General features: G+C 34.1%; 13 protein-coding genes, 1 tRNA gene and 1 riboswitch. Of the genes, 7 read left to right on the top strand and 7 right to left on the bottom strand.

The genetic code is table 11. The features are described from left to right. Positions 1–323: 323 nt before the first annotated feature. A tRNA-Lys gene (locus M997_RS11605) sits at positions 324–399 on the bottom strand. Positions 400–658: 259 nt separating this feature from the next. Between M997_RS11605 and cycA the strand changes: the two genes are divergently transcribed. From cycA to M997_RS11590, 3 genes are all read left to right on the top strand, one after another. After that, complete coding sequence (cycA, locus tag M997_RS11600) at positions 659–2,071, top strand: D-serine/D-alanine/glycine transporter (RefSeq protein WP_064720283.1); 1,413 nt, start codon at positions 659–661, stop codon at positions 2,069–2,071. 323 nt (positions 2,072–2,394) lie between these two features. After that, on the top strand, positions 2,395–2,829 hold the full coding sequence (locus M997_RS11595; RefSeq protein ID WP_064720282.1) for a universal stress protein: 435 nt from the start codon (positions 2,395–2,397) through the stop codon (positions 2,827–2,829). A 187-nt stretch (positions 2,830–3,016) separates the two neighbouring features. Beyond that, complete coding sequence (locus M997_RS11590; protein WP_064720281.1) at positions 3,017–3,835, top strand: MBL fold metallo-hydrolase; 819 nt, start codon at positions 3,017–3,019, stop codon at positions 3,833–3,835. A 162-nt stretch (positions 3,836–3,997) separates the two neighbouring features. On the opposite strand, the gene M997_RS11585 is transcribed toward M997_RS11590, so the two are convergent. Continuing rightward, positions 3,998–4,444 carry a universal stress protein gene (locus tag M997_RS11585; protein WP_064720280.1) on the bottom strand — a complete coding sequence of 149 codons (447 nt, stop codon included), beginning with the start codon at positions 4,442–4,444 and terminating at the stop codon, positions 3,998–4,000. Positions 4,445–4,681: 237 nt separating this feature from the next. Here M997_RS11585 and psiE point away from each other — a divergent pair, with 237 nt between their 5' ends. Together psiE and rlmA are read left to right on the top strand one after the other, a co-directional pair. After that, positions 4,682–5,095 carry a phosphate-starvation-inducible protein PsiE gene (psiE, locus tag M997_RS11580; protein ID WP_064720279.1) on the top strand — a complete coding sequence of 138 codons (414 nt, stop codon included), beginning with the start codon at positions 4,682–4,684 and terminating at the stop codon, positions 5,093–5,095. Positions 5,096–5,201: 106 nt separating this feature from the next. Continuing rightward, on the top strand, positions 5,202–6,014 hold the full coding sequence (gene rlmA, locus M997_RS11575) for a 23S rRNA (guanine(745)-N(1))-methyltransferase (protein WP_064720278.1): 813 nt from the start codon (positions 5,202–5,204) through the stop codon (positions 6,012–6,014). A 107-nt stretch (positions 6,015–6,121) separates the two neighbouring features. Here rlmA and mntP read toward each other — a convergent pair whose 3' ends face one another. The 4 genes from mntP to pabB form a co-directional block, all read right to left on the bottom strand. Next, the gene (gene mntP, locus M997_RS11570; RefSeq protein ID WP_064720277.1) at positions 6,122–6,709 is read right to left on the bottom strand and encodes a manganese efflux pump MntP; all 588 of its coding nucleotides are present in this window, start codon (positions 6,707–6,709) and stop codon (positions 6,122–6,124) included. Positions 6,710–6,715: 6 nt separating this feature from the next. Further along, a riboswitch (yybP-ykoY riboswitch) is annotated at positions 6,716–6,908 on the bottom strand. Positions 6,909–7,380: 472 nt separating this feature from the next. Further along, positions 7,381–8,742, bottom strand: coding sequence for an L-serine ammonia-lyase (locus M997_RS11565; RefSeq protein WP_064720276.1), 1,362 nt, complete (start codon positions 8,740–8,742; stop codon positions 7,381–7,383). A gap of 186 nt (positions 8,743–8,928) precedes the next feature. Further along, entirely contained in the window at positions 8,929–9,489 is a 561-nt protein-coding gene (locus M997_RS11560; RefSeq protein WP_064720275.1) for a CoA pyrophosphatase, read from the bottom strand. Next, positions 9,476–10,861, bottom strand: a complete 1,386-nt coding sequence (gene pabB / locus M997_RS11555; protein WP_064720274.1) for an aminodeoxychorismate synthase component 1 — start codon at positions 10,859–10,861, stop codon at positions 9,476–9,478. The genes M997_RS11560 and pabB overlap by 14 nt, the downstream gene beginning before the upstream one ends. A gap of 116 nt (positions 10,862–10,977) precedes the next feature. On the opposite strand from pabB, the gene M997_RS11550 reads away from it, so the two are divergent. Together M997_RS11550 and yebF are read left to right on the top strand one after the other, a co-directional pair. Beyond that, a complete protein-coding gene (locus M997_RS11550; protein WP_064720273.1) occupies positions 10,978–11,160 on the top strand; it encodes a YoaH family protein in 183 nt (60 codons plus the stop codon). Positions 11,161–11,257: 97 nt separating this feature from the next. Further along, the gene (gene yebF, locus M997_RS11545; protein WP_064720272.1) at positions 11,258–11,653 is read left to right on the top strand and encodes a protein YebF; all 396 of its coding nucleotides are present in this window, start codon (positions 11,258–11,260) and stop codon (positions 11,651–11,653) included. Positions 11,654–11,767: 114 nt separating this feature from the next. Here the strand turns inward: yebF and M997_RS11540 are convergent, their stop codons facing one another. Next, on the bottom strand, positions 11,768–12,001 hold the full coding sequence (locus M997_RS11540) for a DNA polymerase III subunit theta (protein ID WP_064720271.1): 234 nt from the start codon (positions 11,999–12,001) through the stop codon (positions 11,768–11,770). Positions 12,002–12,791: the final 790 nt, after the last annotated feature.

Raw genomic sequence — 12,791 nt, 5'->3', positions numbered from 1 at the left:
GAACAATTACATCTTGAAATTAACGCTGAAAATAATAAAAATGCATTGCTTAAAATAGAGTAAATTATATTTTTGATAAAAAGGGGTTTTTTATCGATGCTACTCATTCTTATGGTTAAACATTCTAATTTATTTTATTTTTGTAGATTATAATAAAAACTCTTTTTATGGTGAAAAAAGTATATTTAGCTAAATAATAATAAATAATTTAATTAGTGAAAAAGATGCGTGATTCTGTCGCCATTTTGTCGCCACTTTCTTCCAGATACAAAAAAGCCACTTATTGGTAAGTGGCGTAAATGTCTGATTTATCAGCTTAAATTTGGTGGGTCGTGGGGGGTTCGAACCCCCGACCAATTGATTAAGAGTCAACTGCTCTACCGACTGAGCTAACAACCCGATGCGTTGATTATTCTCCTCTCGATAGCTGTGGTCAACCCCTTAATTTCATTTTTTTTCTGAATGAATAAAATATCGTCGATTACTTTAAAAAAAGGATCTTATCTGGTTATCAAAGCATCACCTATTTGATTAAATGTGATCTTTTCATTACTTATACTGAGATTTATGTCACAATAATTTCGCAAACATAGCCACGTTAAAAAATAAAATAGTGGCAAAACAACATCGAAAAATATAAACACACTTCAGGTATTGTATGGAAGATCAAACACAAATATCTCAGCCCGGTAGAGTGAAAAATGCCACTCTTCAGCGCGGGCTAACAAATCGTCATATTCAATTAATTGCTATTGGTGGTGCTGTCGGTACTGGTTTGTTTATGGGGTCAGGGAAAACCATCTCGTTAGCTGGGCCATCAATTATTTTTGTCTATATGATTATTGGTTTCGTCCTATTTTTTGTAATGCGAGCAATGGGCGAACTTCTATTATCTAATTTAGAATATAAATCATTTAGTGACTTTGCTGGTGATTTATTAGGATCTTGGGCCGGTTTTTTTGTCGGCTGGACATATTGGTTTTGCTGGGTGATTACGGGTATTGCGGATATTGTTGCAATCACTTCTTATATTAGTTATTGGGCTCCGGGATTTCCTGAGTGGGGTACTTCATTTATCTGTGTATTAACCTTGCTTATTTTAAATTTAGCAACGGTAAAACTCTTTGGTGAAATGGAATTCTGGTTCTCAATGATAAAGATTACCGCGATAGTGTCGTTAATAATCGTCGGTGTAGTGCTAATTAGTATGGGATTTCAATCACCAGCGGGGCATACCGCAGCGCTAGAAAATATATGGAATGATGGCGGAATGTTTCCTAAAGGGCTTAGCGGATTTTTTGCAGGTTTTCAAATCGCTATTTTTGCTTTTGTGGGAATTGAATTAGTGGGTACGGCTGCGGCAGAAACGCGTAACCCTGAAAAATCACTACCTAAAGCAATTAACGCTATTCCTATTCGTATTATTACTTTTTACGTATTAGCTCTGGCTATTATTATGTCAGTAACGCCTTGGCGTTCAATATTGGCAGATAAAAGCCCGTTTGTTGAGCTCTTTGTTATGATAGGTATTCCGGCAGCCGCCAGTTTAGTTAACTTTGTGGTATTAACCGCAGCTGCATCTTCAGCCAATAGTGGTATATTTTCAACCAGTCGTATGTTATTTGGATTATCTAAAGAAGGTGAGGCACCAAAACAATTTAGCCAATTATCTAAACGTGCGGTTCCTGCTAATGGACTATTATTCACTAGCTTGTGTTTATCATGCGGAATTATATTAATTTATTTTATTCCTGATGTTATGCATGTATTTACGCTGGTTACTACGGTATCTGCATTACTGTTTATGTTTATTTGGAGTATGATTTTATGCTCTTATTTAGCCTATCGTAAAAAACGACCACAGCTTCATCAAAAATCTATTTATAAAATGCCGCTAGGTATTTTTATGTCGTGGTTATGTTTAGCTTTCTTTGCTTTTATGACTATTTTATTAGCATTAGAACATGATACTCGCCAAGCGCTAAGTGTAACACCAATATGGTTTATTGCTTTGGCTATTGGCTATCAATACGTTAAAAAACGTAAGCAAAAATTAGCCACTCCAAAATAAGAAAGATAATTAAAAATATTATTTTAAATAAGAGCCCTATCTTAATACGGTAGGGCTTTTTTATTTGATAAAGAATAAACTTAGTTAAGTAAAATTATTTTTATCACTATATGCTAAATTCACTAAATCCTAGATAAATAATTTATTTAAAATAAAATTTATTTTTTTGTTTTAATTATTTATAAGAAATTGATTTTGATTGTTTTTTTGAGTGAAAACTAATCGTTAATTAGCATTGATAAAATATTTATAAAATATGTTAACTGTATCCGGTATTTTTTTAAAAATGCACTATCCTACAAGTAAAATAAAAAGGAGGCGGTATGTATAAGAATATTTTGGTTCCCATTGATATTGATGAAGATAATTTGATGAACAAAGCCATTCCATTAGTGGAAGATATTGCAAAAAATGAAGATTCTTATGTTCACTTTTTGTATGTGCTGCCTAAATTGCCCCAATCGTCTTATTATCGGTTAGTTATGAATGGCGATCAATTAGATCAAGGATGTTTAAAAACTTCAGCAGAAACTGAGGTAAAAAAAATTATTGAGCGTTTTGATTTACCCGATGACAGAGTAGATACACATATCTGTATTGGGAAACCAAGAGACGCAATATTGCAAGTAGCCGATGAAATAGATGCTGATTTAATTATCATCAGCTCACGTAATCCCGAAATAGATGTTTATCACTTAGGCTCAACGGCCGCAGATATTACGCGCTATGCAAAACGTTCAGTGATGGTTGTTCGATAAAAGAATAGAGTATTAGTAGATCTTTGTGCATTAAGATGATTAAGCGTTTATAAGGGAGGCATCGCACTAACAAGAAAGTGAGTTTGCGATGCCTTTATCGCACAAATAAATTACTATTCTATTTGGCTCGTTCCTAATTTTTAATTATTATGCCTTTACCCTGCTAACGATAATAATTAAAAAATTCATGTTAACCATTACTGCACTGTTAGAAAACAAAACGATAAATCCTTCACTAAGCCATTATCCTGGTCTGTCGCTTTTACTTGAAGATAGTGAAAGTAAAACTCAAATAATCTTTGATACCGGAAAAGATCTTACTTTTATATCAAATGCCCAAAAAATGGGAATTGATTTAACAGAAGTAAAAACGATAGTGATATCTCATGGGCATTACGATCATTTTGGCGGCTTAACACAATTAAATGCTGATTTTTTTACGAAAAAACCACGGATTATTGCTCATCTTCATCTTTTTTCAGTTCGCTATTCAGCGTTATTTATAGGCAATAAAAATATTAAATTTAAACGATTAGCTCCTGTATTTGATAGGGAAAAATTAGAATTACAGTTTACTTTTGAGCTAACAGATATCCCATTGCCAATAAGCCAAAATTTTATTTATTCTGGCCAAGTAAATCATCGACAAATAAATAAGCGCTATGGTGTTATTATAGACGATTCCGGTGAAATGGATGACTATGTATTAGATGACAGCTTTCTTATTTGGCAGGGAAGTCAAGGGTTGGTAATTATTACAGGTTGTAGTCACTCAGGAATTGAATCTATTATTCAACATGCTAAAAAAATTACAGGTAATAGTAAAATTCAAGCGATAGTTGGAGGGTTACATTTGCGTTGTGCGACACCCACTGCATTACAACGGGCTAAAAAAGCCATAGAAGAACATGTGGTAGTTTATGGTTGCCATTGCACTGGTATATTAGGCAGAAAATATTTAAACGCGAAAGACTTTAATGCAGGGCAAACATTATCGTTTGAGTAATAAGTGACTTTGAATGGCCTTGCCGTTTTACCCACAATAGGAATATTTTGCGTAAGTAAGAAAATCACAACGAGTGTGATTAAGGCTAATACAATGAATAAGCAAATAAAAAAGGCAACAACTTAAATAAGCTATTGCCAAGAGAGTATAATATAGAAGTGCCTATCTGCGAATAACCAGCACAGATCGCGGTGTATTATTAACGATATAATCAGCGGTAGAGCCTAATAATATATTACGTTTATTACGAGAACTTGAGCCAATAACGATGGTATCAGCATCAGTTTTATCTGCTAATTCAAGAATATTGTAATTAGGTGTGCCAATTACAGCATGACACAGATATTGATTTTCAGGTAAAGCAAATTGCTGTTTTATACACTGTTGAAGCTTTTCAGTTAATAGAATTAAAGCTTGGTTCTTTTTTTCTATTACAGATGGGCTATCACAATTAAGTCCATAAGCTTCAAGTGAGCGTAAATTTGGCATCACGGTAATAAAATGGAAATAATTTTCTGGTTTCCTTGCTAGAAACTGAACATCAGTGATCATTTGTTGAATTATGCTATCTTCTAATAAGTCAATTGCTACAAGTATTGTTTTAGCCATAATTTGCCTTTGTAATAATTTAACTCTTTCTAACAGTATAAGTAAGTTAGCTTATAAGTTGAAATTTAAAAGCAAATATTGCGATTATCACACCATAATTCTTGAATTTTAAGCTCTAAAAGATAAAAAAATGGTGTGATGAAATGTCAAATCCTTTAAAATTTATACCAATCTACTTATTGGCATTTTGCCGCTATTTTATTTTTCAGGGAACGACACCTTTAGGTTATCAATAAAATGAGAAAATCGAGCGAAGAATTACTTAAATGTATTGCCACCATTCTACAATGGGTACTTAATATTGGATTACTAATCTTAGCAATAGTGCTGGTTAGTTTTCTTATTAAAGAGACTTATGTTATTGCATCGTTGTTGTTTAATTTAGGCGCACAAGAGTCTTCTTATCAGTTGTTAGAGGGGATCCTTATCTACTTCCTCTACTTTGAGTTTATTGCTCTTATTGTTAAATACTTTTTATCTGGTGGGCATTTCCCATTAAGGTATTTTATTTATATCGGTATTACGGCAATAGTACGACTTATTATTGTTGAGCATAAAAACTCTATGGACACGTTAATTCAATCGGGTGCAATTTTACTGTTAGTTATTGCATTGTTTATTGCTAATACTGAAAAATTAAAACGAGCTTAATCAATAAAACGACTTAAGATTAAAAATACCAGCGGTGGTTGTCCGCACAATGAGGGAGGTATGCTATTATCTCCCTTAAATTTATTCTGAGTTACGCAAAATTATTATGTCTTATCAATGTCCATTATGTAATAAATCACTCTCGTTAAATGCACATAGTTGGGTATGTGAAAATAATCACCACTTTGATTGTGCAAAAGAAGGTTATGTTAATTTATTACCAGTGCAATTTAAGCGTTCAAAAGAACCTGGTGATAGTAATGAAATGATCAGTGCACGACGCGAATTTTTAGATGCTGGTTTTTACCAACCAATGCGCGATAAAGTTGCTGATTTAATGACAACTTTATTGTCTGAAAATAATTGTGCGGTTTTGGATATTGGTTGTGGTGAAGGTTATTACACAGACTATTTTTATCAAGTATTAAAGCCAAAACGCCCACAAATCTATGGCTTAGATGTGTCTAAAGTTGCAATAAAATATGCGGCAAAACGTTATTCATCTATTCAGTTTTGTGTTGCATCAAGTCAGCGATTGCCATTTTGTGATGCTTCATTAAATGCAGTAATACGTATTTATGCACCTTGTAATGGTGATGAATTAACAAGAGTAATAGCGAAAGAAGGCTATATTATTACTGTAACACCTGCACCTCGTCATCTTTATCAGCTCAAAGCGTTAATTTATCCGCAAGTTCATCTTCATCCATTAAAAGAAGAAGAGTTTAAGGGGTTTATAAAAATAGCTGAGCATCAAGTCGCCTATAAAATGAATTTAAGTGGCAAACAAGCATTTGATTTATTACAAATGACTCCCTTTGCTTGGCGTGCAAGTGAGGATGTAAAACAATTATTGCTTATGAATAAAACCTTTGAATGTGAGACTGATTTTTTGATCCGTATATATCAGCATGTTTAAAATTCTTTATGATATATAAAGAAAATAGGGTAAATATTAGTAAGACATAACTATAAAAAGTAAAAGCTTAGGCAAATTAAACCTAAGCTTTTTATTTTGGCTCTCAATTAGTTGGCGTACATAAATAGTTCAAGATGTTCAAAAACAATATTAAAGCCGATAGCTATTAATACAATACCACCGACAATTTCTGCTTTTTTTCCAAGAACAGGGCCAACATAACGGCCAATTAGCATACCTAGAGTCGCCATAATCATGGTCATCATACCAATGGTCATTGCGGTATGAACGATATTCACTTGAAGAAATGCAAGTCCAACCCCGATAGCCATCGCATCAAGGCTAGTGGCAATGCCTGTTGCGATAAGTGAGAGCGAACCGTGGCGCTGTGGTGCATCTTCTTCACAAGGGCAATCATCAGCACGTTTTAGGCTTTGATAAATCATTCTACTACCAAGTACAAATAATAAACCAAAGGCAACCCAATGATCCCACTGTATAATGTATTGGCTAGTATATAGGCCTAATGCCCAACCTATTACTGGGGTGCTAGCTTCGATAATACCGAAAATTAAACCAGTGCGAAGCGCTTCTCTAAAACGGGGTTTATGCAGTGTGGCACCTTTACAGATAGCAACAGCAAATGCATCCATAGAAAGGGCAAGGGCGAGAATAATAGTGGCGTAGAAACTCATAAATATAGCCTCGGTTGGGTGATTCCATATACACAAAATTGCCCCCCAACCAAAGAAGTACAATTATGTGTCTATGGTCTTGCCAACCGTTAAACGGCATCTGCACCACGCTAAATGAAAATAAGCGAGTATGTTGATACAGACTTTTCAAAAATAAAGTTTCTATTCTTGAAACAGGCTACTCCCCAATGACTTGGTGCAGAAGATAACATATTATTTTTTAAAGGCAACATATTATTTAATATATTTAAAAGATGATATTGATAATAATTATCATTATTAAATCGATGGTATTAATATATATTTATTAATATCATTAAATGTTAAAAATATGATAAATTTCAATATGATGAAATATTAACCATGTAATAAACAATGGATTTCATTTATTTAAATAACAAAAGGGTGAAGTGGATTAAATATAAATACACACAATAAATATAAGCTTTAAACCCCTTATTTTTTAAATGAATATTAAATAAGCGTATAATTAATAGGTGATTAAAAATATTTAAAATCACTTTTTTTATGAAAATATAAATATAAATATAAAAATATATATTTTATATTTAAGATTATTTTTAGGTTATTTATCTATCACTTAGTGTGATCAAAATAAATAAAAAAAGCCATTCTATATGAATGGCTTTTAGAGCTAAAATACGAGGTAATTAGTCACATTGAACTTTAATTGCTAATCCACCACGAGATGTTTCACGGTATTTCGCGTTCATGTCTTTACCTGTTTCGTACATAGTTTCGATAACTTTGTCGAGAGAAACGCGTGGTTCACTTGTACGGCGTAATGCCATACGTGCTGCGTTCACTGCTTTTACAGAGGCTATTGCATTACGTTCGATACAAGGTACTTGAACTTGGCCTGCAACAGGGTCGCAAGTTAAACCAAGGTTGTGTTCCATACCAATTTCAGCCGCTATACAAACTTGCTCTGGGCTTCCACCTAATAATTCAGCAAGACCAGCAGCAGCCATTGAACAAGCAACACCGACTTCACCTTGGCAACCGACTTCAGCACCTGAGATTGAGGCATTCATTTTGTATAGAATACCAACAGCACCAGAGGCTAAAAAGTAGCGTAGATAAGTTTCAGGAGTGACCGGCTCGATACAGCGATCATAGTAAGCCAATACCGCAGGAACAATACCACATGCGCCGTTTGTTGGCGCAGTAACAACGCGTCCACCAGCCGCATTTTCTTCATTAACGGCAAGTGCAAACATGTTGATAAGATCAACCACTTTCATTGGATCGTTTGAAAGGCTGTTGCTTGATGTTAATAAACGATTTAATGCCGCTGCACGACGAGGAACACGTAATGGCCCCGGTAATACACCTTCAGTATTTAAACCGTGCTCAATACATTCCTGCATTGTTTTATAAACATCAGCAAAATAAGCGCTAATTTCAGCTTGAGTATGAAGGTCTAGTTCATTTTTCATCATCAAACTAGAAATGGATAGACCCGTTTCTTTGCAGTGTTTTAATAACTCTTCAGCACTTGCATAAGGATAAGAGACAGGCTGGCTATCAACGGTAGATTTACCGAAGTTTTCTTCATCAACAATAAAACCACCACCAATTGAGTAGTATGTTTTTCTGTAGATTTCTTTATCACCTGCAAAAGCATGGATCGTCATGCCATTTTCATGTAATGAAAGATTGTCATTGCTAAAGTGCATGCTTTCTTTTGGAAAATCGACGACTTGTAATCCATTTGCTAATGATAAGCGGCCAGTTTCTTCTACTTCGCGAATAAAACCGGGAATGCCGTCAATATCAACAGTTGCAGGTGCATTACCAGCTAGTCCCATAATAATAGCGATATCAGTATGGTGGCCTTTGCCTGTCAATGATAATGAGCCGTAAACATCAACAGCTACACGGGTGACAGACGCAATCAGTTCCTGGCTGACTAAATCATCGACAAATTCTTTACCCGCTTTCATTGGTCCTACGGTGTGAGAGCTTGATGGTCCTATGCCCACTTTAAACATGTCGAAAACGCTAATCACGTCAGACTCCTTAATAATAAGAGAGAGGGTTAAAAAAAGAAAAAATATAGTTATTTATAGTAAGGGGATCGTTTTTACAATTATATCGTCCCGTTAATGATGTAGTTTACAACATTTTTTTAAAATAGCTAAGTACAGTTATGGTTGTGACGAGAAAAAGCGCAAGCTGAATATTAAAGATACAAATTAAGTAATCTGAAGAGCCAATTTATGTAAAATTGCGGCGGTTAATCCCCAAACTAAATGTCCGTTATAAGGATAAAAATAGATACGATGATTTTTACCAGAACGGCGAAAATCTAGGGCTTGATATTGCTGAGTATTCAATACATAGCTTAATGGTATTTCAAAGATAGATGCAACTTCGTCAGGATTGTGGCGTAAAGGTAAACCCGCAGGAATAACACCAATAATAGGTGTCACAAGATAACCACTAGAGCTTTGTAATGGGGCAAGTTGCCCAATAACAGAAACTGCATTTGGGGGGATCGCCACTTCTTCGTGCGCTTCTCTTAGTGCGGTTGCGATAAGGTTGGAATCTTCAGGATCACGTTTACCACCTGGAAACGCAACTTGACCTGCGTGAGAACGTAATGTGGATGCGCGCTCCGTTAAGAGGAGTGTTGGAACGGGTTTATTAATAATCGGCAGCAAAACAGCCGCCGTTTTTTGGCCATCAGAAGACAAGTTTACCGTATCGGGCAATGTAAGCTGAAATCGATTGATAAAATTATCAATGGGTGTCATCGAGAGTTGGCTCACTTAAGATGGTTAATATTTTTCCAAGTTTATCAAAGGTTTCTTGATACTCTTTTTCAGCAACGCTGTCAGCGACAATACCACCACCCGCCCAGCAGTAGATTTTATTTTTTTCAGTTAATAAGGTTCTAATGCTGATATTGGTGTCCATAGTGCCACAAAAACTAATATAGCCAATGGCTCCACAATAACCATGACGGCGATGAGGTTCTAACTCCTCAATAATCTCCATTGCTCTAATTTTTGGGGCGCCAGTAATTGAACCACCTGGAAATGCAGCACGTAATAAATCGGTTGCAGTTAAGTGATTAGGTAATTCAGCGGTGATTGTGCTGACTAAATGATGCACCGCAGGAAAGCGTTCAACAACAAATAGCTCAGGAACTTTGACAGAACCCGTGCAGGCAACTTTACCAATATCATTACGCATTAAGTCGACGATCATTAGGTTTTCAGCACGATCTTTTCGTGAATTTGCTAATAGCTGTGCTTGTTCATCATCTTCTTCAGGTGATGCTTTACGTGGTAGTGTTCCTTTTATAGGTCGCGTTTCTATTTTGTTATCCACTAAATGGATAAAACGTTCAGGTGAAACACTAATAACATAATTATTAGGTAAACACATAAAAGAAGAGAAAGGTGCTTTATTCTCTTTATTTAAGGTTAAAAAAGCATTCCATTCAGCACCGGTATAATTAGCACAGAATCGCTGGGCAAGATTAACTTGGTAACAATCACCTGATAATAAATATTGATGAATTTTAGCTATTTTTTCGTTGTATTCATCACTGCTAATATTAGATTGCCATTCTGTTATTAATTCAAATTTTTCATTGCTATTTGTATTAGTTTGATTTTCTAACCACTGTAGACGAGCATCAATATCATGATAGCTAATAAGTGTTGCTTTATGTAACTTATGGTCAACAATCAGTGCCCAATCGTAGATCCCTACCGCCATATCTGCGAAATTGAGTTCATTTTTGGCAAGATCTGGTATTGTTTCAATACGGCGACCTAAATCGTAACTCCAAATACCTAAGGCGCCCCCTAAAAAAGGCAGGTCTTCGTCGTGAGTTGGATGAAAATCAAAATGTGCTAAGGCCGTTTGAATAAGTGTAAAGGGATCTTTTTTGGAGCGTTTAACCGCTGTGTTTTTTTCTTTTATGGTGGTTGTCTGTTTACGTGTTTCTAAAGTAATAACAGGGTCGGATACCACAATATCAAAACGGTTATGAGGATGTTCGGCTGCACCAGAATGGAGTAAACTAGACCAAGGTAATGAGGCTATTGGTGTAAATACCTGTAGTGCTAAATCTGGAGTATAGGTTAATTCGCGTTGTTGTAATTGCATATCCATTTTATGACCATTTAAACAAAGTATTCTGTATTTACTAAAGCCTAATCATTCATAAATGATAACATTTATGTAAATACAAAATAGAAATCAAAATCGATAAAGACAAGAGTAACATTATGTTTCTAGGAATGCCTACATTAACACATGAAGAACAGCAAAAAGCAGTAGAAAAAATTCAAACCCTGATGGCTGATGGCATGAGCAGTGGTGAAGCTATTCAATTAGTTGCTCAAGAATTACGTGAAAAGCATACTACTCGAGAGTCAGTTTCTATCGTGTTTGATGATGATAACGAATAAAACAAATTTTTAACAAATGTCACAATTGTCCTGTTTGGCTTATGCTATGCTTAATGAAAAACAGATCCTGCTTTAAGGGATATTTTCGGGAGGTTGTATGAAATTAAGCAAGCTAGTTGGTCAAACAGGGATACTGAGTGCAGCTCTTTTACTTACCGTTTCTTTTGGAGCATCAGCAGAAAGTGTCGAAAGAGTAAGTACAGAAAATGATATTGTGCGTTCAGCACCATTTTCCAGTTGTATTAATCTAGACAAAGATCAGCTTGCAGCCAGAGTGAAAAATGATTATCTACAAAATCGTTTACCTCGTTGGTTGGATGATAAAAATGAACTGGGTCCCAAGCCCGTCGCTACCATCAATGCAAATGATGTTATCAAGATGGATAATAGTTACCACGTTACATTAAATGTGCGCGGTGCGCGTACGGATCTTCGTTACAATGTAGAAGTCAATTGTGACGAGAAAAAAATTACTTATATTTCAGCCAAATAGCAAAGAGAAAAATAAGTAAGAGAGATGTAGTAAATGTGTATGAGAGCACATAAGAGAAATCAAAAGATTTAAACCACACCCCAATGTTGAATTCATCCTTGGGGTGTTTTTCTATTATTTTTTTGATTGTGGTTCGAAAGGTAAACGTGAATAGTGCTGACTTCTTGCACGATAAAACAGAAGTCTTTCTTGAAAAAATGTTCTTAAATATTCAGGTTGTTCTCTTGCTATTGCTTCAGCAACGATGGGCATATTGTAACGCTCTTTAAATGCTACACCGGATGCAGCCAAACTTACATTAATTTTGTCTTTTTCTTCTTGAGTTAACTCTGAAAGGTTATAAGCCATTATTTTCCCCCTTAATAACAATTATTGTAAAATAAAAGAGCATTAGAATTAATGCAAGTGGATAAAATAAAAATAAGTAGTGAACTATTACCCAAAATACGCTCAAAAAATAGACTAAAAAAGAACAATAATAAGGTAATCGATTTATAGATTAATTATTGTACCACTTTATTGGTATTTTTTTATTAATTAATAATAAGAAATATTAGTTCTTAATTAAATTTAAAGAAATGTTGATTTTTCCTAGCATAAATTAAGTATGATTAAAAATGATCTAAATCAATTTAATGTTAATAAATATTAATTTAATATGATATTAAATTATATATATCAATGAATAAAAGGTTGTTTTTATTTTCATTATGTATTTCGTCTTATTTTTTGTATTTATTTTAACCATTTTAAATATTAACTCTATGAAATTTAATGATAAAAAAAAGCCCTGCGGGGGAAGCAGGGCAAAAAATAATACAACACCAGGGAAAGGTATATTATAAATAAAATTAACCAAATGTTTAATAAGTAAACTTACGTGATTATTGTTTTTTTTATAAATGATAAAAGTAAGATATTATTTTTGTAATAAAATAAAAATGAGTAAGATAAATTAAAAATTAGCCATAACGGATATTTTTGGTGTTTCAGTTTTTTCTGCTAGCTATTTATTTTAATGAAAAATAATTTTAAATATCAAATATTATTTTTTACTTTTTATTTTTGTTTTTTTATTTATATTTGATTGATAATATATTGTTAATTTCTAAGTGTTTTATAGTTCTTATCAATATAA

This window comes from Proteus hauseri ATCC 700826 (assembly GCF_001654965.1).
Lineage (GTDB): Bacteria > Pseudomonadota > Gammaproteobacteria > Enterobacterales > Enterobacteriaceae > Proteus > Proteus hauseri.
The sequence above is the reverse complement of the archived record's forward strand: the minus strand, read 5'-3'. Positions and strand labels throughout refer to the sequence as shown.